Below are 23,185 nucleotides of genomic sequence, written 5' to 3'. Positions count from 1 at the left end.
ATGTCCACCCCCATGTCCGCGAGCACCTTCCTGACAGCCCTGAGGAACGAAGGGCTCACCGTCGTCCAGGTGGGCGACTGGCGTACGCACAACCGCAACCACAAGGGCCCGTGGGGCCCCGTGAACGGCGTGATGATCCACCACACGGTCACCAGCGGCACCGCGGCCACCGTCCGGATCTGCCGCGACGGCTACCCGGAGCTGCCCGGCCCGCTGTGTCACGGTGTGATCGCCAAGGACGGCCGGGTCCACCTGGTCGGCTACGGCCGCACCAACCACGCCGGACTCGGCGACGACGACGTCCTGCGCGCCGTCGTCGCCGAGAAGCGCCTGCCGTCCGACAACGAGGCCAACACCGACGGGAACAGGCACTTCTACGGTTTCGAGTGCGAGAACCTCGGCGACGGCGAGGACCCCTGGCCCGACGCCCAGCTCGAAGCCATCGAGCGGGCGGCCGCCGCGGTCTGCCGCCACCACGGCTGGACCTCCCGCTCCGTCATCGGCCACAAGGAGTGGCAGCCCGGCAAGATCGATCCGCGCGGCTTCACGATGGACTCCATGCGGGCCCGGATCCACGACCGCCTGAAGTAGCCGCACGCCCGCCTGCGAACACAGGCGGCGGGCAACCGGGCAGCGGCCGTCGAGGCGGCGGCTGCACCGGGCGACAATGGGCGCATGCCCTGCGACCCTCTCGAACTCTCCCGGCTGCAGCCGGTGCTCCCGTCACCCCTGCAGCCGGCCGAGGACGAGCGCTTCGCCCGGCACGGCGTACAGCTCCTGCTCAAACGCGACGATCTGATCCACCCGGATCTGCCGGGCAACAAATGGCGCAAACTCGCCCCCAATCTGGCGGATGCCGCCGGGCGCACCGTGCTGACCTTCGGCGGCGCCTACTCCAACCATCTGCGCGCCACCGCCGCCGCCGGCCGACTGCTCGGCTTCCCCACCATCGGCGTCGTACGCGGCGACGAGCTGGCCGGCCGGCCGCTCAACCCGTCGCTGGCGCAGTGCGCGCAGGACGGTATGCGCCTGCACTTCGTGGACCGCGCGACGTACCGCGCAAAGACCGATCCGGCGGTCCTGGAGCGGCTGCTGAGCGGCTACGGGGAGTGCAGCGTCGTCCCGGAGGGTGGCAGCAACGCCCTGGCCGCACAGGGCTGTACAGCGCTCGGGCGGGAGCTGCACGGTGTGGCCGACGTGGTCGCGGTGGCCTGCGGCACCGGTGGCACCCTCGCCGGTCTCGCCGCCGGCCTCGCACCGGGGCAGCGGGCGCTCGGCATCCCGGTGCTGCGCGGGGGCTTCCTGGGGGACGCGGTACGGGAGCTGCAGCGGGAGGCGTTCGGCGGGCCCGCCGGGGCGTGGTCCCTGGACGAACGCTTCGCCTTCGGCGGCTACGCCCGTACGACCGGCGAGCTGCACGCCTTCGCCGACGACTTCGAGGAGCGCCACGGGCTGCCCGTCGAGCGGCTCTACGTCGCCAAGCTGCTGTACGGGCTGACCGTCCTGGCCCGGGAGGGCGCGTTCGCCCCGGGGACCAGGCTCGTCGCTGTCGTCACGGGTCAGCCCTGGGGGGCCTCGGACTCCTCGCGGTAGGCCGCCGCCTCCTCCAGGTCCAGCCGCCGCAGCAGGTTCCGGAGCATCTCGTCGTCGATCCGCCGCTCGTCCCGCAGCCGTACGAAGACCGTGCGCTCGGCGTCGATCATTTCGCGGGCGAGGCGCCGGTAGGTGTCGTCGGCCGACTCGCCGGTCAGCGGGTTGGCCGCGCCGAGCCGCTCCCACACGGAGTTCCGACGCCGCTCCAGGACATTGCGCAGCCGTTCGGCGAGCGGTTCGGGCAGACGGTTGCGCGGGTCGGCGAGCAGCTCCTCCAGGCGCGCATCGGCGGCCGCGGACGCCTCGCTCTGGGCCTGCGCCTCGGCCAGGGTCTCGACCTTCGGGTCGCGTCCCGGGAGCTTCAGGATCCGCACCAGGAGGGGCAGGGTGAGCCCCTGGATGACCAGGGTGCCGATGACGGTGGTGAAGGTCAGGAAGAGCACCAGGTTCCGGGCCGGGAAGTCCTCGCCGGCCGTCGTCACCAGGGGGATGGAGAAGGCGATGGCGAGCGAGACGACGCCGCGCATCCCGGCCCAGCCGACGATCAGCGGCGAGGTCCAGGCGATCGCGGGCTCGCGTTCCCTGATCCGCTTCGACAGCAGAGCCGGCAGGTAGGTGCTCGGGTACACCCAGATGAAGCGGACCACGACGACGGCGAGGAATACGGCCACCGCGTACCAGAGCGCCTGTCCGACGGCGTACGCACCGAGCCCCTTCAGCACGAAGGGCAGCTGCAGTCCGATCAGCGCGAAGACCGCCGACTCCAGGATGAACGCGACCATCTTCCACACGGCCGCCTCCTGGAGCCGGGTCGCGAAGTCGACCTGCCAGGCGCGGTGCCCCAGATAGAGCGCGACGACGACCACGGCGAGCACTCCGGAGGCGTGCACGCGTTCCGCCGCCGCGTACGCCACGAAGGGGATCAGCAGCGACAGGGTGTTCTGCAGCAGCGGCTCCTTGAGGTGGGTACGGAGCCAGTGCAGCGGCACCATCAGCACCAGGCCGACCCCGACACCGCCGACCGCCGCGACCAGGAACTCCGCGATCCCGGCGCCCCAGCTGACGCCCTCACCGACGGCGGCGGCCAGCACCACCTTGTAGGCGGTGATCGCGGTCGCGTCGTTGACCAGGGACTCGCCCTGCAGGATGGTCGTGACCCGGGAGGGCAGCCCGACCCGGCGGGCGATGGCGGCCGCCGTGACGGCGTCCGGCGGCGCGATGACGGCGCCCAGCACCAGCGCGGCGGTCAACGGCAGGTCGGGCACCATCCAGTACGCCAGCCAGCCGACGGCGAAGGTCGCGAAGAGGACATAGCCGACGGAGAGCAGGGCGATCGGCCGGACGTTGGCCCGCAGGTCGAGGTACGAGCTGTCGACCGCGGCCGTGTAGAGCAGCGGCGGCAGCAGCAGGGGCAGGACGATGTGCGCGTCCAGGGTGTACGTGGGAATGCCCGGCAGGTAGGAGGCGAGCAGCCCCACGGCGACCAGCATCAGGGGGGCGGGCACCGGGGTGCGGCGGGCGGCCCCCGCGATCGCCGCACTGGCCGCGACCAGTGCCACCAGGGGCAATGCGTCCATCTCACCGTCCTCACATCCGTCGTAACCTGACAATCATGATGGAGTGCCCGCACGTTCTCGAACTGCCGCGCGCCGAGCCCGCCCCGCTCAGCGCCACGTGTCCCGAATGCCTTGCCGCGGGCACCCACCCCGTACAGCTGCGCCTCTGCCTGACCTGCGGCCACGTCGGCTGCTGTGATTCGTCACCCCTGCAGCACGCCACGGGGCACTTCAAGGAAACCGGCCATCCGGTCATGCGGAGCTTCGAGGTGGGCGAAAACTGGCGCTGGTGCTTCGAGGACGGTTCGATCGTCTGACGTCTGGGTACGTCAAACCGGCGCCGGTTGTTCGCAATTGACCGTCGCAGCCCTCTAGCCACTGTGTGTACTCATGGGCTTACCATGAGTGACAGTCGCGGGATGGGGTACGGGCGACACGGCATCATGGATCGCGATAGCGTCGCCGGACCAAGTACCGAAGACGTACCGCATGGCTCCGGGGCACCCTCCCGGGCCCTCGAAAGAGTTTGTGCCACCTTGGAGGTGAGGGTGTCCCAGATCGCAGGCGAGCCCGGGAATCAGGACTTCGTGGAAGTCCGGCTGCCCGCTGCGGGTGCCTACCTGTCCGTGCTGCGTACGGCCACGGCCGGTCTCGCAGCGCGTTTGGACTTCACTCTCGACGAGATCGAGGATCTCCGTATCGCGGTCGACGAGGCCTGCGCGATCCTGCTGCAGCAGGCCGTGCCGGGCTCCGTCCTCAGCTGCGTCTTCCGGCTCGTCGACGACTCTCTCGAAGTGACGGTGGCGGCCCCGACGACGGACGGCAGGGCCCCGGAGCGTGACACCTTCGCCTGGACGGTGCTCTCCGCACTGGCCGGCAAGGTCGACTCCACGGTCGCCGATGACCGTACGGTCAGCATCAGCCTGTACAAACAGCGCGGCGCGGGACCCGGGCCGGCGTGAGCAACGGGAACGGGGACGGTCCTGTGCGGGACGAGACGATCCGACCAGGGGTGGTGCGACCGGCAGGCATCCCCGATCAGCAGGCGCTGCCCCATCCGGAGGACGGGGCGGACGAGCCGGTGGTCCGTACGGTCGCGGTGGAGCAGGCGGAGCGGGCAGGCCAGATGAGCGAGCACGGACACCACGATCCACATGACCGCAGCGGGGCGCGGGCGCTCTTCATCGAGCTGCGGAAGCTCCCGGACGGCTCGCCGGAGAAGGCCGAGCTGCGCAACCGGCTGGTGCGGATGCATCTGCCGCTCGTGGAGCATCTGGCCCGCCGGTTCCGCAATCGCGGCGAGCCGCTGGACGATCTGACGCAGGTCGCCACGATCGGCCTGATCAAGTCGGTGGACCGGTTCGACCCGGACCGGGGCGTCGAGTTCTCCACGTACGCGACGCCGACGGTCGTGGGCGAGATCAAGCGCCACTTCCGGGACAAGGGCTGGGCGGTGCGGGTACCGCGCAGGCTGCAGGAGCTGCGTCTCTCGCTCACCACGGCCACCGCGGAGCTCTCCCAGCAGCACGGCCGGTCGCCCACGGTCCATGAGCTGGCGGAGCGGCTCGGCATCTCCGAGGAAGAGGTCCTGGAGGGCCTGGAATCGGCCAATGCCTACAGCACGCTCTCGCTGGACGTGCCGGACACGGACGACGAGTCCCCGGCGGTGGCGGACACCCTGGGCTCCGAGGACGAGGCGCTGGAGGGTGTCGAGTACCGGGAGTCGCTGAAGCCGCTGCTGGAGGATCTGCCGCCGCGGGAGAAGCGCATCCTGCTGCTCCGGTTCTTCGGCAACATGACGCAGTCGCAGATCGCGCAGGAGGTGGGCATCTCCCAGATGCATGTCTCGCGCCTGCTGGCCCGCACTCTGGCCCAGCTGCGCGAACGGCTGCTCGTCGAGGAGTAGCGGGCGCGGCGCATCCAGCTTCGCGCGCGGGCACGTCCGGTTGCCGCGCGATGCACGTCCGCCGTCACCGGCCGGGTCGCCGCACGTCCGGCGTCACGCCTCCGGCGTCGCGCGCGGCCCCTGGATGCCCAGCGCCTCCCTGGTCGCCGGCCTGACCAGCTGCACCAGTGCGGTCAGCGCCACCGCGGCCAGGGCGATGCCCGCCGGGATGAGCGCGCCGTGCGAGCGCAGCAGCGTCCAGGCCACCGGCAGCGCGATGATCTGCGTGATCAGCGCCGGGCCCCGGCTCCAGCTGCGCCGCCGCAGCAGCCCGCGGGCGGCGAACAGCGGGATCAGTCCGAGCACGATCAGCGTGAGGCCGCCCATCTCCGCCTGCTGCGGGCTGTCCGGCCGACCGAGCAGGCCCATGACCAGCATGTACATCCCGCCGAGAGCGAGCGCCGCCCCTTCGAGGGCGCTCAGTCCCGCCACGAGGGCGATCCTGGCCGGCTTCGCCGGCTCGATCGCGGGCGACGGGGACGGCGTGTTCTGCTGAGTACTCACCCTTGCAGGTTGGCATCCCCGCGCTGCGAAAGCGAAGCCGGGGTCCGGATCGGAGCGCGGCGGCGCAGCCCCTCGCGCCCGGGTCGTCACCGAGCGTGAAGATGATGGGCCAGGGCTTCAGACCGATACCGCGCGGTAGGTAGTCTGGCGGTCATGCGCGCACTCCTTGTGGTCAATCCAGCTGCTACCACCACCAGTGCGCGGACCCGTGACGTGCTCATCCACGCGCTCGCCAGCGAGATGAAGCTGGAGGCCGTGACCACGGAGTACCGCGGGCACGCCCGTGACCTGGGCCGACGGGCCGCCGACTCCGACGAAATCGATCTGGTCGTCGCCCTCGGCGGCGACGGCACGGTCAACGAGGTCGTCAACGGCCTGCTCCACAACGGTCCCGACCTCGACAGCCTGCCGCGCCTGGCCGTGGTGCCCGGCGGCTCCACCAATGTCTTCGCCCGCGCCCTGGGTCTGCCCAATGACGCGGTGGAGGCGACCGGCGCCATCCTGGACGCGCTCGCCAACCGGACCGAACGCACGGTCGGCCTGGGGCTCGCGGCCGGCACGCCCGGCACCGAGGACGAGTCGGTCCCCGCACGCTGGTTCACGTTCTGTGCCGGTCTCGGATTCGACGCGGGCGTGGTCGGCCGGGTCGAGCAGAAACGCGAACGCGGCAAGCGGTCCACCCATGCGCTGTACGTACGCCAGGTGGTCCGGCAGTTCCTGGAGGAACCGCACCGGCGACACGGGACGATCACGCTGCAGGTCCCGGGCGAGGATCCGGTCACCGACCTCGCGCTGTCCATAATCTCCAACACGGCACCCTGGACCTACCTGGGGAATCGCCCCATATTCGCGTCCCCGAAGGCCTCGTTCGACACCGCCCTGGACGTCCTCGGGCTGAAGCGTCTCTCCACCCCCGCGGTCGCCCGGTACGGCACCCAGCTGCTCACTTCCAGCCCCGACAAGGGCCCGCAGGGGAAGCACGCCGTTTCACTTCACGACCTCACGGACTTCACCTTGCATTCAAAGGTTCCACTGCCGTTCCAGATGGACGGTGACCACCTGGGCCTGCGTACGAGTGTGGCGTTCACAGGCGTACGCCGTGCACTGCGTGTGATTGTGTGAGTGGAAGCGCCGAAAGTCCTTTAACTCGAACGTTTGGACTGGCCTCCACCCCATAGAAGTACGGCTGTGACCTAGCCGACACCGAGGAATCAAAAAAAAGTTTCCAGAAGGGGTTGTATCCGCCGCCGAGGTTTGCGAATCTCTACATGGCGATCGGGACGGCCCGCAACAACGGCCTCCACTGAGAGCCAGAACCCCTCCTCACTGCACAGGACCACAACCAGTTCATCTGGGCGTCGGCCCGTCACCTGTGGGGGGATTCGTGAAAGCGTTCACATTCACAAGCAACCGTATGCAATACCAAGGAGAGGTAGCAGCCATGGACTGGCGTCACAACGCCGTTTGTCGTGAGGAAGACCCCGAGCTGTTCTTCCCCATCGGCAACACCGGTCCTGCGCTGCTGCAGATCGAGGAAGCCAAGGCCGTCTGCCGTCGCTGCCCCGTCATGGAGCAGTGCCTGCAGTGGGCGCTCGAGTCCGGCCAGGACTCCGGCGTCTGGGGTGGCCTCAGCGAGGACGAGCGCCGCGCAATGAAGCGCCGCGCCGCTCGCAACCGGGCGCGTAACGCCAGCGCCTGATCCGACGCCACCGCTACGAGCCTCTGCCAGGCGGCGCGTACAGAGCGTACGCACCACCCCGCCCCCCGAGTCGCAGCGCGCAGTACCCCGAAGCGCACGCTTGACCAGTGAGCCCGGACCGTCAACAACGGTCCGGGCTCACTGCTGTTCCCGCGAGGGAACAGCCCCCGGTCACTTCTCCGCGCTGACCGGAATGTCGAGGATGACCTGCGTGCCGCGCTCGGGGGCCGGGACCATGCCGAACGATCCGCTCAACTCGCCCTCCACCAGCGTCCTCACGATCTGCAGACCCAGATTGCCGGCGCGCTGCGGGTCGAACCCCTCGGGCAGTCCGCACCCGTCGTCCTGGACCGTGATCAGCAGGCGCGCCTCGGACGGAGAGCCGCCGCGTACGGCCGAGACCTCGACCGTGCCGGTCTGGGCGACGGTGAACGCGTGCTCCAGCGCGTTCTGCAGCACTTCGGTGAGCACCATGGCGAGCGGTGTGGCGACTTCCGCATCGAGGATCCCGAAGCGGCCCGTCCGCCGGCAGGTGACCCTGCCCGGGGAGATCTCGGCGACCATCGCGATCACCCGGTCGGCGATCTCGTCGAACTCGACCCGCTCGTCCAGATTCTGGGACAGCGTCTCATGGACGATGGCGATCGAACCGACGCGCCGCACCGCCTCGTTGAGGGCCTCGCGGCCCTGTTCGGAGTCCATCCGGCGGGCCTGTAGCCGCAACAGGGCGGCCACGGTCTGGAGGTTGTTCTTCACCCGGTGATGGATCTCCCGGATGGTGGCGTCCTTCGTGATCAACTCGCGTTCGCGGCGACGCAGTTCGGTGACGTCGCGGAGCAGCACCAGGGAGCCGATGCGGACCCCCTTGGGCTTGAGCGGGATCGCCCGGAGCTGGATCACACCGCCCGCGCACTCGACCTCGAACTCACGGGGTGCGTAACCGCTGGCCAGTTTGACCATCGCCTCGTCCACCGGACCGCGGGACGGGGCGAGTTCGGCGGTCGTCCCGCCGAGGTGGTGGCCGACCAGGTCGGATGCGAGGCCCAGCCGGTGGTAGGCGGAGAGGGCGTTGGGGCTGGCGTACTGGACGACGCCCTCGGCATCGAGCCTGATCAGCCCGTCGCCGACGCGCGGCGACGCGTCCATGTCGACCTGCTGGCCGGGGAACGGGAAGGCGCCGGCGGCGATCATCTGGGCCAGGTCGGAGGCCGACTGGAGGTAGGTGAGCTCCAGCCTGGACGGGGTACGGACGGTCAGGAGGTTGGTGTTCCGGGCGATGACGCCGAGGACCCGGCCCTCGCGGCGCACGGGGATGGACTCGACCCGTACCGGCACCTCCTCGCGCCACTCCGGGTCGCCCTCGCGCACGATCCGGCCCTCGTCGAGCGCGGCGTCCAGCAGCGGACGGCGGCCGCGCGGCACCAGGTGGCCGACCATGTCGTCCTGGTAGGAGGTGGGGCCGGTGTTGGGGCGCATCTGGGCGACGGACACATAGCGGGTCCCGTCGCGGGTGGGGACCCACAGGACCAGGTCGGCGAAGGACAGGTCGGAGAGCAGCTGCCACTCCGAGACCAGCAGATGCAGCCACTCGAGGTCGGTGTCGCTCAGGGCTGTGTGCTGGCGGACGAGGTCGTTCATGGAGGGCACGTGTGCGAGCGTACCTGTGGATCCGCAGTGGTTCCGAACCGAACGACCTGCCCGTACGTGCGAAAGGGAAGGGGCCGGAAATTGCCCGGCTCCGATGGATGGACAGGGCTTAATGGTCTAGTCCACAATGCTCAAGACAGAGCTTCCGCTCTCCCCGCACAGGAGGGCGGACCGAGGTACCCGCGCTCTCTGCCCTGACTGCGCCGGCGCCTCTCCCCGGCCGGGGGCACCGCACACCGCCGGCCGAGCAACTCCGGGCTGCGGTGCCGGTCGGGCTGAGGGTCCCGTCCTGGCGCCGCGGCCCGCGGGTGTTTCCGGGGGCCTGTTCAGCAGGTCTCGGTGACCTCGGCCGACGCGCGGGGCGCGTCCGGGTCCTCGCCACGGGCGATCGTCACCTCGTACGCCGGCATCTGCAGCGGCAGGATCTCCAGGATCGGCCGACCTCCTCGGCAACCCCGGCAGTCGGCAGCACGAAGCCCGCGGACGCCGCCTCCACCTGGGCCTGCGGGCCGACCACGACGAGGTTCGCCGATCCGGGCGGCCACCGCGCGGATTCCGGGGGCTCCTCGGTCGGGGATGCAGCGCAGCACCTCGGGCTGCTCGGCCATCTCGCCGGACATGATGCGGCCCGGCCGCTCGCCCTCTCCGGCCCGATGGGCGGCGGGCCTGTCGCTGCCCTCCCCGGGGGCGCCTCGATGCGTCCTGAGCGCCGTCCGGCCACGGGGGTGCGCGAGGGCCGCCGGCGGGCCTCGCGCGGACACCGCGCGAACGGCACCCGAAAGTCACCGTCCGGCAGCCCGGCTCTGCTAAATTAGACCTCGATTGGTCTATACCACATGTCATCATCTTCTCAGATCGGCAGGCCCCGCGTGGAAGTTGTCATCGTCCCGGACGCCAAGGCAGGCGGCGAGCTCATCGCGGGGGCCATCGGCGCCCTGCTCGGCCGCAAGCCCGACGCACTTCTCGGCGTTGCCACCGGCTCGACCCCGCTGCCCATCTACCAGGCCCTGGCCGCCAAGGTCCGCTCCGGCGAGGTGGACGCGTCGCGCGCCCGCATCTGCCAGCTCGACGAGTACGTCGGCCTTCCGGCCGGCCACCCCGAGTCGTACCGCTCGGTGGTACTGCGCGAGGTCGTCGAACCGCTCGGCCTGTCCGAGGCGTCCTTCATGGGCCCCGACGGCACCGCCGAGGACGTCCAGGCGGCCTGCGAGGCGTACGACAAGGCACTTGCCGCGGCAGGCGGGGTGGACCTGCAGCTGCTCGGTATCGGCACCGACGGGCACATCGGTTTCAACGAGCCGTGCTCCTCGCTCGCGTCCCGCACCCGGATCAAGACGCTGACCCAGCAGACCCGGATCGACAACGCGCGCTTCTTCGACGACGACATCACCCAGGTGCCGCACCACGTGATCACGCAGGGCATCGGCACGATCCTGGAGTCGCGCCACCCGATCCTGCTGGCGACCGGCGAGGGCAAGGCCGAGGCGGTGGCACTGACCGTGGAGGGGCCGGTGGCGGCGTTCGTACCGGCGTCGGCGCTGCAGCTGCATCCGCGGGCGACGGTGGTGGTGGACGAGGCGGCGGCGTCGAAGCTGAAGCTGGCGGACTACTTCCGGGCCACCTATGCGGCGAAGCCGCGGTGGCAGGGAATCTAGGGCACCGGACACGGGAGGGCCGAGGCACCGTGTCGGTGCCCCGGCCCTCCCGTCTGCCGCTGCGGCGAGCGGACGCGCCGTCCTCGCACGCCGGACGGGCCGGGGTCAGGCAGCGGACGTGCCGGGGGCCTCGGTGAGGGCCTCTGCCGCCGCTCGGCCGCAGACCCGGGCCGCGCCGTGGGTCGCCACGTACAGCGCTCCCCTCGGCTCCGCCTGAGGGACTCCCATCTCGACCACCGCCGTGTCGGGACGCTCCGCGAGGAGGGCGTCCAGGGCCTGTGACATCCACGCGTGGCGGTGTGCGTCCCGTACGACCGCGACGATGCGCCGCTCCCCCGCGGCCCGCATCACCGCGGCCGCGGTTTCCTCGGTCTCGCCGCTGTAGGTGTCCGTCGCGGTGCCGGGCAGGATGCGGGCCAGTTCGGCCGCGACGCCCCACGGGGTCTCGTCACCGACCGCGATGTTCGCGACCGGCGTGAACGCGGCCACGTACGCCGGCTCCGTGAGCGGCTCGCCCGTACCGGTCAGCCGCACCGCGCGACGGGCGGCGATCAGGCCGATGTCGGCAGCGATACCGGTGCCGGGCGCGGTCCCCTCCTGCGTTGCCGCGCCCGGCTCCGGGTCGGCCCCCCGGGCCCGCCGCGTCCAGGACGCGAGGGCACGTACCCGTGCCGCCGCGTCGGCCAGCCGCTCCTCGGGCAGTTCGCCGGTCCGTACCGCTGTGACCAGCGCGTCGCGCAGCCGCAGCACAGTGGCTTCGTCCTCCAGGCCGCCGCCGACGCAGATCGCGTCGGCACCCGCCGCGATCGCGAGGACGGAGCCGCGCTCGATTCCGTAGGTCGAGGAGATGGCCTGCATCTCCATGCCGTCGGTGACGATCAGGCCGTCGTATCCCAGCTCCTCGCGCAGCAGACCGGTGAGGATCTGCGGGCTCAAGGTGGCCGGGCGGTCCGGGTCGAGCGCGGGCAGCAGGATATGCGCGCTCATCACCGATTTGGAACCCGCTGCGATCGCCGCCCGGAAAGGCACCAGCTCACGGGCGTGCAAGGTGTCGAGGTCCACATCGATGCGGGGCAGCGCATGGTGCGAGTCGACGGCGGTGTCGCCGTGCCCCGGGAAGTGCTTGGTGCAGGCGGCGACGCCGGCGGCCTGGAGGCCCTCGACGTACGCGGCGGTGTGCCGGGCGACGAGGTGCGGGTCGGCTCCGAAGGACCGTACGCCGATGACCGGATTGCCCGGGTTCGAGTTGACGTCGGCGGACGGCGCCCAGTTGAGGTTGACCCCGCACTCGGCGAGCCTGCGGCCGAGCTCCCGGGCGACCGCACGGGTCAGCTCCAGGTCGTCGACGGCGCCGAGCGCATGGTTGCCGGGGAAGGACGAGCCGTGACGCACTTCGAGCCGGGTGACGTCACCGCCCTCCTCGTCGATCGCGACGAGCACGTCGTCCCGCTCGGCCCGGAGCTGGGCGGTGAGCGCCGCGAGCTGCTGCGGCGACGTGATGTTGCGGCCGAACAGGCCGACGGAGGAGAGGCCTTCGCCGACGCGGCGGAGCAGCCAGTCGGGGGCGGTGGTGCCGGTGAACCCGGGCTGCAGGACGGCGAGGGCGTCGCGCGTGACGGTGTCCGTGGTGGAGGTGAAGGTGGTCATGGGCGGCGTTATCCCTTCACGGCGCCGTCGGTAAGACCGCTCACGGCCTTGCGCTGCAGGTAGATGAAGAGGATCAGGATCGGCACGGCGAAGAGCGAGGACGCGGCCATCGTCGCACCCCAGTCGTCGCCGAACGCGGTCTGGAACTGGGAGAGCCAGAGCGGCAGGGTCTGCGACTCGATGTCCTTGTTGATGATCAGGACGAGCGGGAATTCGTTCCAGGCGGTGATGAAGCCGAACAGCGAGGTCGCCATCAGACCGGGGCCGAGCAGCGGCAGGATCACCTTCATGAAGGCCTGCGGGCGGGTGCAGCCGTCGACCATGGCGGACTCCTCCAGCTCCTTGGGCACCGCGGCGACATAACCGCGCAGCGTCAGGACGGTGAAGGGCAGGACCATCATCATGTAGAAGATCGTCAGCGGGACCAGGCTGTTCAGCATGTCCGCGTCGCGGACCAGCATGTAGATCGCGATGACCATGACTTCCCACGGCGCCATCTGCGCGATCATGAAGGTCAGCAGGAAGCCGCGCCTGCCCTTGAAGCGCATGCGCGCCATCGCGAAGGACGCCAGCAGCGCGATGACCAGCGAGGCGAGCACGGAGAGCACGGTGACGGTGAACGAGTTGCCGACCAGGGTCCAGAAGTGGTCCGCCGCGACGGCCTTCTTGAAGTGCGCGAAGGTGACGTCCGTGGGGAACCACACCGGGGTGTCGGTGATGATGTCGCCGGTCGGCTTGAAGGCCGTGCTGAACATCCAGTAGACGGGGAAGGCGAAGCCTATGAAGAGGCCGACTGCCGTCGCGTTGGGCCAGATCCGGCCGAACAGTGAGCGCCTCACAGCTCGTCCTCCTCTTGCTTGAGTACGGTGCGCAGGTAGTAACCGGTCATCGCCAGCAGAACGATGATGGTCAGGAACGAGATGGCCGCGCCCATGCCGAAGTGCTGGTTGCCGACACCTTCGACGAAGGCGTAGACGGGCAGGGTCTCGGTGAGCCGGTCGGGGCCGCCGCCGTTGATCGCGAAGAGCTGGGCGAAGGACTTGAAGACCCAGATGACTTCGAGGAACGTGGTGGCCAGCAGGAACGGCTTGAGGAACGGGAACGTCACCGAGGTGAAGCTCTTCCACGTGCCGGCGCCGTCCAGCGAGGCGGCCTCGTACAGTTCCTTGGGGATCGTCGTCGACGCGGCGTACAGGTTGATCGCCACGAACGGGATGGACTGCCAGACGATCACCAGGGTGACCAGCGAGAACGTGGAGAACTGGGTACTCGTCCAGTTGTAGTCGGCCATCGAGTGCCAGCCGAGGCTGTCGAGCACGTAGTTGACGACACCGAAGCGCTGGGCGAACAGCCACTGGTAGACCGTGGTCGCGGCGATGATCGGCATCGCCCAGGCGAGCACGAGGCCCAGCATGAGCAGCAGCCTCATCTTCTTGCCGAGGCGTGCGAGCAGCAGGCCGACCAGCAGGCCGAGCAGCATGATCAGGACGACGTTGGCGGCGGTGAAGACGATCGACCGCTCGACGACCTTCCAGAAGTCCGAACCGCTGAGGACTTCCTGGTAGTTGTCGAAGCCGTTCCACTCGGTCAGGTGGAGGATCAGCTGGCGCGGGTTGAGGTTCTGGAACGACAGCATGCCGTTCTTGACCAGCGGATACCCGAGGAGCACCGCTGTGGCGAGCAGTGCGGGCAGGAGGAGCAGGTACGGGGCCGAGCCACCGACCCGCTTCTTGCGCGATGCGGCGGGGCCGCCGGGAGGCGCGTCATCCTTGCGGACACCGGCTGCCGGGACCGAGTCCACTTGTTCGGTCTGCACTGACATGCTCGCCATCTCTTCTTGGGCCGTACGGTCGAGTCACGCGGGAGCGCCGGGGAGCGGTGGATGTCCGCCCCCCGGCGCCTGCGGGTCAGCTCGTCTGCGAGAGACGCTTGTTGATCTCGGCCTCGACCGCCTTGGCGGCGTCGGCCGGGGACTTGCCGTTCAGAACCGCGGTCATGTAGCTCTTGATCGGGTTCGGCGCGTTCTCGACAGCGGCCCACTCGGGGATGAGCGGGGTGGTGCCGCCACCGACGGCGGCCGGGGCCGCGGCCTCGGCGGCGCCGTTGCCGGTCAGGTTGGAGTTGAGCGACTCCTTGTTCGGGATGACGCCGTTCTCCTTGGCCAGCTGGCCCTCGAACTCGTCCGACAGGGCGAGCTTCAGGAACTCCTTGGCGAGGTCCTGCTTCTTGCTGCCCGCGGCGACCGCGAAGTTGGAGCCACCGAGGAAGACGCCCTCGGGCTTGTCGGCGGTCTCACCCGGGATGGTGAAGTAGCCGATGTCGCTCTCGATCTTCTTGTTGGCCGCGATGGCCGTGCCGGCCTCCCAGCCCATGCCGATGAAGGCACCGACGTTGCCCTTGGCGAAGACCTCGGCCTGCTGCGGGGTGGCCTCGTCCTTGTCCTTGGGGGCCTTGGAGTAGGCCTGGTACTTCTTGTAGAGCTCCATGGCCGCGGTGACCTTGGGGTCGGAGAGGTTGGAGACGTACTTGTCGCCTTCCTTCTTCACCAGGTCCGCGCCCTGCCCGATGGTCAGACCGTCGAAGAAGTACCAGTTCTGGCCGGGCAGGTAGATCGGCTCGGCCTTGCCCTTCTTCTTGATGGCGTCGAGGTCCTTGAAGAACTCGTCGCGCGTCTTCGGGGTGTCCGTGATGCCGGCGTCGGCCCAGACCTTCTTGTTGTAGATGACGACGCGGTTGGCGAAGTACCACGGCGCGGCGTACTGCTTGCCGTCGAAGACCGAGGACTTGTTGAGGGCCTCGACCCAGTCGCCGCCGACCTCCTGCTTGAGGTCGCTCAGGTCGGCGAGGCCACCGGTGGCCGCGTACGCCGGGGTCTGGGTGTTGCCGACCTCGAGGACGTCCGGCGGGGTCGACTCGGAGAGAGCCGTCGTGATCTTCTGCTGAATGCCGTCCCACTTCTGGGTCTGGAACTTCAGCTTGGCGCCGGTCTTCTTCTCGAAGGCGGCGGTCAGGCTCTTGGTCCAGCCGGGAGGCGTGGAACCGTCCATGGCCCAGACGGTCAGCGTCTGGCCCTTGTAGCTGTCGGGGCCGGTCTTCTTGGCACTGTCGTCCTTGCCGTCGTCCGAACCGCACGCCGCGATCGAGACCAACATGCCCGCAACGCCGATCGCCGCGATGAGCTTGCGCTTCACGACACCCTCCTCAGGGATGCAAGAGAATTCCCCCCACCACCCGAGATCGCCGACCGTCGCACAACCGCATACGACGGGTACTGCCCGTGGGGCTGGGACCTGGTCTTTAATGGTTTAGACCAGTACCCGGGAGCTTGGCCTAGACCTTTAGGGGTGTCAAGGGTGTATAAGAAGTGCACTCGCGTCCGTTATAGGACCGACACCTGAGGGAGGGCGACGAGCCGTGACCGGACCGTGCCACCATGTGAGCCGCTACAGACGGAGGAGCCGGTGACGGCAGCAGCACAGCAGTCGGGAAGGCGGGCCATGGGTGCCGACGGGGGCAGTTCGGACAACGGGAGCGGCACGGGCGCGGCCACGCGTACGGCGCGGGTGCCCAAGTACTACCGCCTCAAGCGCCATCTTCTCGACATGACGGACACCATGCCGCCCGGCACCCCGGTGCCGCCGGAGCGGACCCTGGCCGCCGAGTTCGACACCTCGCGCACCACCGTGCGGCAGGCACTCCAGGAACTGGTCGTCGAAGGCCGGCTGGAACGCATCCAGGGCAAGGGCACGTTCGTCGCCAAGCCGAAGGTCTCACAGGCCCTGCAACTGACGTCGTACACCGAGGACATGCGCGCCCAGGGCCTGGAGCCGACCTCCCAGCTGCTCGACATCGGCTACGTCACGGCCGACGACACCCTGGCCGGGCTGCTCGACATCACCGCGGGCGGCCGGGTGCTGCGGATCGAGCGACTGCGTCTGGCCAGCGGCGAACCCATGGCCATCGAGACCACCCATCTCTCGGCCAAGCGCTTCCCGGCGCTGCGCCGTTCACTCGTGAAGTACACCTCGCTCTACACCGCGCTGGCCGAGGTGTACGACGTGCGGCTGGCCGAGGCCGAGGAGACCATCGAGACCTCCCTCGCCACCCCGCGCGAGGCCGGGCTGCTCGGTACGGACGTGGGCCTGCCGATGCTGATGCTCTCCCGTCATTCCCTGGACGGACACGGTGAACCCGTCGAGTGGGTGCGGTCGGTGTACCGCGGCGACCGCTACAAGTTCGTGGCGCGCCTGAAGCGGCCGACCGACTGACTCCGGGCCCCGGCTCCTGACCGGACGTCGGCCGGACGACCCTCCGCCGAAAGGCCGTTGCCGACGCGAAGCCTGTCCGAACAGGGACGGACCATCAGGAGTCGGACCACCGGACGGCCCTCCCCTCGCCGGTCCCGGCAGACCGTTGCCGGACCGAAATGCGGACAGGGGGTGACGCTGGCCGGATCTCTCCCCTAGATTTCCTGCGCATTACAACAGGTGGTCAGCGAGGGACGGAGTCGCCACATGCCAGAAGAAACAGATACAAGACCACCAACGGTCACCCCCGTCAGAGTGGTCATCGCCCTCTGCCTCATCGCGCCTTTCGTGGCGATGCTCTGGGTGAGCTCGTACGCGAAGGTGGACCCTGCCTTCATCGGCATTCCGTTCTTCTACTGGTACCAGATGCTCTGGGTACTGCTTTCCACCGCGCTCACGATGGTCGCGTACAAGCTGTGGCAGCGTGACCAGCGCTCCCGCAAGGGGGGTGCGTCCGCATGAAGGACGGCGTGAACGGCGTCGCACTCGGCGTCTTCATCTTCTTCTTCCTGGCCGTCACGGTCATCGGCTTCATGGCCGCGCGCTGGCGCAAGGCCGAGAACGAGGCCAGCCTCGACGAATGGGGGCTGGGCGGACGGTCGTTCGGCACCTGGGTCACCTGGTTCCTGCTCGGCGGCGACCTGTACACCGCGTACACCTTCGTCGCCGTCCCCGCCGCGATCTACGCGGCCGGCGCGGCAGGGTTCTTCGCGGTGCCGTACACCATTCTCGTGTACCCGCTGATCTTCACCTTCCTGCCGCGGCTCTGGTCGGTGTCGCACAAGCACGGGTACGTCACCACCTCGGACTTCGTCCGCGGCCGCTTCGGGTCGAAGGGGCTGTCGCTGGCCGTCGCCGTCACCGGCATCCTCGCCACGATGCCGTACATCGCGCTTCAGCTCGTCGGCATCCAGGCGGTGCTCGACGTGATGGGCGTCGGCGGCGGCGAGAACACCAACTGGTTCGTCAAGGACCTGCCGCTGCTGATCGCGTTCGCGGTGCTCGCCGCGTACACCTACTCCTCCGGGCTGCGGGCCCCCGCACTGATCGCGTTCGTCAAGGACGGCCTGATCTACCTGGTCATCGCGGTGGCGATCATCTACATCCCGATCAAGCTGGGCGGCTTCGACGACATCTTCGCGAAGGCCGGCGAGGCGTTCTCGCAGACCAACCCCGCAACGGGCAAGCCGCGCGGCGCCCTCGCGCCGGCCGATCCGGGCCAATGGGGCTACGCCACCCTGGCCCTGGGTTCGGCGCTCGCGCTCTTCATGTACCCGCACTCGATCACGGCGACGCTCTCCAGCCGCAGCCGTAACGTGATCCGGCGCAACACCACGATCCTGCCGCTGTACTCGCTGATGCTGGGCCTGCTGGCGCTGCTCGGCTTCATGGCGATCGCCGCCGGGGTCAAGGTGCAGAACGGGCAGCTGGCCATCCCGCAGCTGTTCGAGAACATGTTCCCCGACTGGTTCGCGGGCGTCGCGTTCGCCGCGATTGGTATCGGCGCGCTGGTGCCCGCCGCGATCATGTCGATCGCCGCGGCGAACCTCTTCACCCGGAACATCTACAAGGACTTCATCAAGCCCGACGCGACGCCGGCCCAGGAGACGAAGGTCTCCAAGCTGGTGTCGCTGCTGGTGAAGGTCGGTGCGCTCGTCTTCGTCCTCACGATGGACAAGACGGTCGCGATCAACTTCCAGCTGTTGGGCGGGATCTGGATCCTGCAGACGTTCCCGGCACTGGTCGGCGGCCTGTTCACCCGGTGGTTCCACCGCTGGGCGCTGCTCGCCGGCTGGGCGGTCGGCATGGCGTACGGGACGCTCGCCGCGTACGGCGTGGCGAGCCCGACCCAGGCGCACTTCGGCGGGTCCTCGAAGGAGATCCCGGGCATCGGCGAGATCGGCTACATCGGTCTGACCGCGTTCGTGCTGAACGTCGTGGTGACGGTGGTGCTGACGTTCGTCCTGAACGCGGTGAAGGCGCCGGCCGGAATCGACGAGACGTCGCCGGCGGACTACACGGCGGACGCGGGCGACCCGGGCGTGAAGGTCGAGCTTCCGTCGGCCAGGCCCGAGCCGGCCACCTCCCCCGACGCGAGCCCGTCGGCCAACTAGCGGCTTCGTTCGGATCGGGCTGGATCGAGCCCAGCATGATCCGAACGAGCGGCCCTGGCGCCGACCTGCCAGGATGCGGCCCGTCCGGCTCCCGCCGGGCGGGCCGCGTCCTGCCCGGGAACCGGTCCGATCGGCACATCGAGGACGACGCGGCCCCGGGCTCCGCCGGAAACCCGTTGCCCGCCCCCGCACCCCGTGCGGCACACTGCCGCCCATGGACATCTCCATCAGGCCCGTCGCCCCCACCGAACACCGCCCCCTCGGTGAGATCACCGCACACGCGTACCTCGACGACGGCCTGCTCCACTTCGGCGCCGACGACCCGTATCTCGAACTGCTCCGGGACGTCCCCCGCCGCGCCGTCGAAGCCGAAGTGCTGGTCGCGGCCGGCGCCGACGGACAGCTGCTGGGCGGCGTCACCTACGTATCGCCCGGCAACCCGTGGGCGGATATCGCCGGCCCCGACGAGGCCGAATTCCGGATGCTCGCCGTCGCTCGGGAGGCGCGCGGCCTCGGCACCGGCGAGGCGCTCGTTCGGGCCTGTATCGACCGGGCACGCGGCACGGAGGGCATCGCGCGGCTCGTCCTGTCGACGACGCCGGACATGCACGGGGCACACCGGATCTACCGCCGTCTCGGCTTCGTCAGGACTCCGGAGCGCGACTGGGAGGCAGTTCCGGGCCTTCCGCTGCTCACATACAGCCTGAGCCTCTGAGGCCGTACGACACAACATGTGGGGGCCGCCTCATCAGGCGGCCCCCACATGTATGCTCGTGCTCGCTGTCGCCGCAGGGAAATCCGGTGCGAATCCGGAACTGTCCCGCAACGGTGTGTTCGGTGCACTTTTGCGCACCCTGAAAGTCCGAGGACCTGCCGACAGCGCGTCCGGCTCGACCGATCCGGACGCCCAGACGTCCGGGCCTCGCGGTTGGGCCGGTGGACGCCGCACAGAGCGCTGCCCTCCTTCTCCGGGCCACCCCTCTGCCCGGCTGCCCCCGCCCCCGCCGGCCCCGAGCCGAGCGAGGGAGAGCACCACGTGACCATCGCGCCAGCCGATCCGGCTTCAGTCGCCGAGTCCGCGGGAACCACGAACGACGGACCCGGGACCGCACTGCTGCGGACCCTGACCGACCTCACCGTCGATCTGCCCGACACCGACCCTGGTCGCGTCGCCGCCGCCGCGCTGCGCGGCCGCAACGCCCGTTCGGACGAGGCGGAGTTGCGCTCGCTGGCCACCGAGGCCGCCGCGGGCCTGATCGCCGAGGACCCCGCGTACTCCCGGCTCGCCGCCCGCCTCCTGACCCGCACCATCGCGGACGAGGCGGCCGGTCAGGGCGCGGTGTCGTTCTCCGCCTCGGTCGCCGTCGGTCACCGCGAGGGTCTGATCGCGGACCGCACGGCCGAGTTCGTCGCGCTCCACGCGGCCCGGCTCGACGCGCTGGTCGAGCGGTCGCTCGCCGACGGCGCCGACGACCGGTTCGGCTACTTCGGGCTGCGCACGCTGCACAGCCGCTACCTGCTGCGTCACCCGCACACCCGCCAGGTCATCGAGACGCCGCAGCACTTCATGCTGCGGGTCGCGGCCGGCCTCGCCGAGGACGACTCCGAGCGCGCACTGGACGAGGTCGCCTCGCTGTACGGCCTGATGAGCCGCCTCGACTACCTCCCCTCCTCCCCCACGCTCTTCAACTCCGGTACCCGGCACCCGCAGATGTCCTCGTGCTATCTGCTGGACTCGCCGCTGGACGAGCTCGACTCGATCTACGACCGCTACCACCAGGTGGCCCGGCTCTCCAAGCACGCGGGCGGCATCGGTCTCTCGTACTCCCGGATCCGCGCCCGCGGTTCGCTGATCCGCGGCACCAACGGGCACTCCAACGGCATCGTGCCGTTCCTGAAGACGCTCGACGCCTCGGTCGCCGCCGTGAACCAGGGCGGCCGCCGCAAGGGCGCCGCCGCCGTCTACCTGGAGACGTGGCACGCGGACATCGAGGAGTTCCTGGAGCTGCGCGACAACACGGGTGAGGACCAGCGGCGTACGCACAACCTCAACCTGGCGCACTGGATCCCGGACGAGTTCATGCGCCGGGTCGACTCGGACGGCGACTGGTCGCTGTTCTCCCCCGCCGACGTGCCCGAGCTGGTCGACCTGTGGGGCGACGAGTTCGACGCCGCGTACCGGGCCGCCGAGGCCAAGGGCCTGGCCCGCAAGTCGATGCCGGCGCGTGAGCTGTACGGCCGGATGATGCGGACCCTCGCGCAGACCGGTCAGGGCTGGATGACCTTCAAGGACGCCTCCAACCGGACCGCGAACCAGACCGCCGAGCCGGGCCGCGTCGTCCACTCGTCGAACCTGTGCACCGAGATCCTCGAAGTCACCGACGACGGCGAGACGGCCGTCTGCAACCTCGGCTCGGTCAATCTCGGGGCGTTCGTGGCCGACGGTGAGATCGACTGGGAGCGGCTGGACGCCACCGTCCGTACCGCCGTGACGTTCCTCGACCGGGTCGTCGACATCAACTTCTACCCGACCGAGCAGGCCGGCCGCTCCAACGCCCGCTGGCGTCCGGTGGGCCTGGGGGCGATGGGGCTCCAGGACGTCTTCTTCCAGCTGCGGCTGCCGTTCGACTCCCCCGAGGCCCGCGCGCTCTCCACGAAGATCTCCGAGCGGATCATGCTCGCCGCGTACGAGGCGTCCTGCGACCTCGCCGAGCGGTCCGGACCGCTGCCCGCCTGGTCCGAGACGCGGGCCGCCCGCGGTGTGCTGCACCCCGACCACTACGCCACCGAGCTGACCTGGCCGGAGCGCTGGGACGCACTGCGCGCCCGGATCGCGAAGACCGGCATGCGCAACTCGCTGCTGCTGGCCATCGCGCCGACCGCCACGATCGCCTCGATCGCCGGGGTGTACGAGTGCATCGAGCCCCAGGTCTCCAACCTCTTCAAGCGCGAGACGCTCAGCGGTGAGTTCCTCCAGGTCAACGCGTACCTGGTGGACGAGCTGAAGAAGCTCGGCGTGTGGGACGCACGGACCCGTGAGGCACTGCGCGAGGCGAGCGGCTCGGTGCAGGGGTTCGCCTGGATCCCGGAGGACGTACGGGCGTTGTACCGCACGGCATGGGAGATCCCGCAGCGCGGACTGATCGACATGGCGGCGGCGCGTACGCCGTTCCTCGACCAGAGCCAGTCGCTGAACCTGTTCCTGGAGACGCCGACGATCGGCAAGCTCTCCTCGATGTACGCGTACGCCTGGAAGCAGGGGCTGAAGACGACGTACTACCTGCGCTCGCGCCCGGCGACCCGGATCGCCCGCGCGGCCTCCGGCCGGGCCGCGGCCGCCGTCCCCCTTCCCGTGCAGCAGGCGGCGGCTCCCGACGCGGACGCGATCGCCTGCTCCCTCGAAAACCCCGAGTCCTGCGAGGCCTGCCAGTAATGAGCAACACCGAGAAGAACCTGCTCGACCCGGGCTTCGAGCTGACCCTGCGGCCCATGCGCTACCCGGACTTCTACGAGCGCTACCGCGACGCGATCAAGAACACCTGGACGGTCGAGGAAGTCGACCTCCACTCCGACGTGGCCGACCTCGCCAAGCTGTCCCCCGGCGAGCAGCACATGATCGGCCGGCTCGTCGCCTTCTTCGCGACCGGCGACTCGATCGTGTCGAACAACCTCGTGCTGACGCTGTACAAGCACATCAACTCCCCCGAGGCGCGGCTGTATCTGTCGCGGCAGCTCTTCGAGGAGGCCGTGCACGTCCAGTTCTATCTGACGCTGCTCGACACGTATCTGCCCGACCCGGACGACCGCGCGGCAGCGTTCGACGCGGTCGAGGAGATCCCGTCCATCCGCGAGAAGGCGCAGTTCTGCTTCAAGTGGATGGACTCGGTCGAGAAGATCGAGCGGCTGGAGACGAAGGCCGACCGCCGTCGCTTCCTGCTGAACCTGATCTGCTTCGCGGCGTGCATCGAGGGACTGTTCTTCTACGGCGCGTTCGCGTACGTCTACTGGTTCCGCTCGCGCGGCCTGCTGCACGGTCTCGCCACGGGGACCAACTGGGTCTTCCGTGACGAGACGATGCATATGAACTTCGCGTTCGAGGTCGTGGACACCGTCCGCAAGGAGGAGCCCGACCTCTTCGACGACGAACTCCGGCAGCAGGTCACCGACATGCTGAAGGAGGCCGTCGACGCGGAGCTGCAGTTCGGCCGTGACCTGTGCGGCGACGGTCTGCCGGGCATGAACACCGAGTCGATGCGCGAGTACCTGCAGTGCGTGGCCGACCAGCGGCTCGCCCGGCTCGGCTTTCCGGCGGTCTACGGCTCCGAGAACCCGTTCTCGTTCATGGAGTTGCAGGGTGTTCAGGAGCTGACGAACTTCTTCGAGCGCCGCCCCTCGGCGTACCAGGTGGCGGTGGAGGGCTCGGTCGCCTTCGACGACGACTTCTAGACGCTCCGGGCTCTCGCCCCGATCCCGAGATCAGGACGCCGCACAGCCTTCACCGGCGGTGCGGCGTCCGCC

General features: G+C 69.5%; 21 protein-coding genes, 1 pseudogene and 1 riboswitch. Of the genes and pseudogenes, 14 read left to right on the top strand and 8 right to left on the bottom strand.

Annotated elements, in window-relative coordinates; genetic code table 11:
• Together LRD69_RS22260 and LRD69_RS22255 are read left to right on the top strand one after the other, a co-directional pair.
• On the top strand, nt 1–591 hold the full coding sequence (locus tag LRD69_RS22260; RefSeq protein WP_277328304.1) for an N-acetylmuramoyl-L-alanine amidase: 591 nt from the start codon (nt 1–3) through the stop codon (nt 589–591).
• Nucleotides 592–675: 84 nt separating this feature from the next.
• Complete coding sequence (locus LRD69_RS22255) at nt 676–1,593, top strand: pyridoxal-phosphate dependent enzyme (RefSeq protein WP_277328303.1); 918 nt, start codon at nt 676–678, stop codon at nt 1,591–1,593.
• Here the strand turns inward: LRD69_RS22255 and LRD69_RS22250 are convergent.
• Nucleotides 1,560–3,170, bottom strand: coding sequence for a Na+/H+ antiporter (locus LRD69_RS22250; protein ID WP_277328302.1), 1,611 nt, complete (start codon nt 3,168–3,170; stop codon nt 1,560–1,562). The genes LRD69_RS22255 and LRD69_RS22250 overlap by 34 nt on opposite strands.
• Before the next feature lie 35 nt (nt 3,171–3,205).
• Between LRD69_RS22250 and LRD69_RS22245 the strand changes: the two genes are divergently transcribed.
• From LRD69_RS22245 to LRD69_RS22235, 3 genes are all read left to right on the top strand, one after another.
• Nucleotides 3,206–3,466 (top strand): UBP-type zinc finger domain-containing protein, encoded by a 261-nt coding sequence (locus tag LRD69_RS22245; protein WP_277328301.1) that lies wholly within the window; start codon nt 3,206–3,208, stop codon nt 3,464–3,466.
• Between the two features lie 231 nt (nt 3,467–3,697).
• Nucleotides 3,698–4,111 (top strand): anti-sigma regulatory factor, encoded by a 414-nt coding sequence (locus LRD69_RS22240; protein WP_030915678.1) that lies wholly within the window; start codon nt 3,698–3,700, stop codon nt 4,109–4,111.
• Between the two features lie 23 nt (nt 4,112–4,134).
• On the top strand, nt 4,135–5,055 hold the full coding sequence (locus LRD69_RS22235) for an RNA polymerase sigma factor SigF (protein ID WP_277329842.1): 921 nt from the start codon (nt 4,135–4,137) through the stop codon (nt 5,053–5,055).
• A gap of 93 nt (nt 5,056–5,148) precedes the next feature.
• Here LRD69_RS22235 and LRD69_RS22230 read toward each other — a convergent pair whose 3' ends face one another.
• Nucleotides 5,149–5,526, bottom strand: a complete 378-nt coding sequence (locus LRD69_RS22230; RefSeq protein ID WP_277329841.1) for a hypothetical protein — start codon at nt 5,524–5,526, stop codon at nt 5,149–5,151.
• Between the two features lie 225 nt (nt 5,527–5,751).
• On the opposite strand from LRD69_RS22230, the gene LRD69_RS22225 reads away from it, so the two are divergent.
• The gene (locus LRD69_RS22225) at nt 5,752–6,720 is read left to right on the top strand and encodes a diacylglycerol kinase family protein (protein WP_277328300.1); all 969 of its coding nucleotides are present in this window, start codon (nt 5,752–5,754) and stop codon (nt 6,718–6,720) included.
• A gap of 319 nt (nt 6,721–7,039) precedes the next feature.
• Nucleotides 7,040–7,297, top strand: coding sequence for a WhiB family transcriptional regulator (locus LRD69_RS22220; RefSeq protein WP_003953983.1), 258 nt, complete (start codon nt 7,040–7,042; stop codon nt 7,295–7,297).
• A 171-nt stretch (nt 7,298–7,468) separates the two neighbouring features.
• Here LRD69_RS22220 and LRD69_RS22215 read toward each other — a convergent pair whose 3' ends face one another.
• Both LRD69_RS22215 and LRD69_RS22210 read right to left on the bottom strand, forming a co-directional pair.
• Nucleotides 7,469–8,935, bottom strand: a complete 1,467-nt coding sequence (locus LRD69_RS22215; protein WP_277329840.1) for a PAS domain-containing sensor histidine kinase — start codon at nt 8,933–8,935, stop codon at nt 7,469–7,471.
• A gap of 335 nt (nt 8,936–9,270) precedes the next feature.
• A pseudogene (locus LRD69_RS22210) lies at nt 9,271–9,473 on the bottom strand (glucosamine-6-phosphate deaminase); the annotation flags it as partial.
• 340 nt (nt 9,474–9,813) lie between these two features.
• On the opposite strand from LRD69_RS22210, the gene nagB reads away from it, so the two are divergent.
• Nucleotides 9,814–10,599, top strand: a complete 786-nt coding sequence (nagB, locus tag LRD69_RS22205; RefSeq protein ID WP_277329839.1) for a glucosamine-6-phosphate deaminase — start codon at nt 9,814–9,816, stop codon at nt 10,597–10,599.
• 105 nt (nt 10,600–10,704) lie between these two features.
• Here the strand turns inward: nagB and LRD69_RS22200 are convergent, their stop codons facing one another.
• The 4 genes from LRD69_RS22200 to LRD69_RS22185 form a co-directional block, all read right to left on the bottom strand.
• Nucleotides 10,705–12,246, bottom strand: a complete 1,542-nt coding sequence (locus LRD69_RS22200; protein WP_277328299.1) for a glycoside hydrolase family 3 protein — start codon at nt 12,244–12,246, stop codon at nt 10,705–10,707.
• Between the two features lie 8 nt (nt 12,247–12,254).
• A complete protein-coding gene (locus LRD69_RS22195; protein ID WP_277328298.1) occupies nt 12,255–13,085 on the bottom strand; it encodes a carbohydrate ABC transporter permease in 831 nt (276 codons plus the stop codon).
• Complete coding sequence (locus LRD69_RS22190; protein WP_277328297.1) at nt 13,082–14,068, bottom strand: sugar ABC transporter permease; 987 nt, start codon at nt 14,066–14,068, stop codon at nt 13,082–13,084. The genes LRD69_RS22195 and LRD69_RS22190 overlap by 4 nt, the downstream gene beginning before the upstream one ends.
• Before the next feature lie 85 nt (nt 14,069–14,153).
• On the bottom strand, nt 14,154–15,437 hold the full coding sequence (locus tag LRD69_RS22185) for an extracellular solute-binding protein (protein WP_277328296.1): 1,284 nt from the start codon (nt 15,435–15,437) through the stop codon (nt 14,154–14,156).
• A 306-nt stretch (nt 15,438–15,743) separates the two neighbouring features.
• On the opposite strand from LRD69_RS22185, the gene LRD69_RS22180 reads away from it, so the two are divergent.
• The 6 genes from LRD69_RS22180 (at nt 15,744) to LRD69_RS22155 (ending at nt 23,113) form a co-directional block, all read left to right on the top strand.
• Entirely contained in the window at nt 15,744–16,514 is a 771-nt protein-coding gene (locus LRD69_RS22180) for a GntR family transcriptional regulator (protein WP_277329838.1), read from the top strand.
• Nucleotides 16,515–16,760: 246 nt separating this feature from the next.
• Nucleotides 16,761–17,015 (top strand): DUF3311 domain-containing protein, encoded by a 255-nt coding sequence (locus LRD69_RS22175; protein WP_277328295.1) that lies wholly within the window; start codon nt 16,761–16,763, stop codon nt 17,013–17,015.
• Entirely contained in the window at nt 17,012–18,667 is a 1,656-nt protein-coding gene (locus LRD69_RS22170) for a sodium:solute symporter family protein (protein ID WP_277328294.1), read from the top strand. Before LRD69_RS22175 ends, LRD69_RS22170 begins: the two co-directional genes overlap by 4 nt.
• Nucleotides 18,668–18,881: 214 nt before the next feature.
• On the top strand, nt 18,882–19,382 hold the full coding sequence (locus LRD69_RS22165; RefSeq protein ID WP_277328293.1) for a GNAT family N-acetyltransferase: 501 nt from the start codon (nt 18,882–18,884) through the stop codon (nt 19,380–19,382).
• 39 nt (nt 19,383–19,421) lie between these two features.
• Nucleotides 19,422–19,560, top strand: a riboswitch (cobalamin riboswitch).
• A 143-nt stretch (nt 19,561–19,703) separates the two neighbouring features.
• Entirely contained in the window at nt 19,704–22,100 is a 2,397-nt protein-coding gene (locus tag LRD69_RS22160; RefSeq protein WP_277328292.1) for a ribonucleoside-diphosphate reductase subunit alpha, read from the top strand.
• Nucleotides 22,100–23,113, top strand: coding sequence for a ribonucleotide-diphosphate reductase subunit beta (locus LRD69_RS22155; protein ID WP_277328291.1), 1,014 nt, complete (start codon nt 22,100–22,102; stop codon nt 23,111–23,113). The genes LRD69_RS22160 and LRD69_RS22155 overlap by 1 nt, the downstream gene beginning before the upstream one ends.
• Nucleotides 23,114–23,185 lie beyond the last annotated feature (72 nt).

This window comes from Streptomyces sp. JH14 (assembly GCF_029428675.1).
Classification (GTDB): domain Bacteria; phylum Actinomycetota; class Actinomycetes; order Streptomycetales; family Streptomycetaceae; genus Streptomyces.
This window is presented reverse-complemented; position numbering and strand designations above follow the sequence as displayed.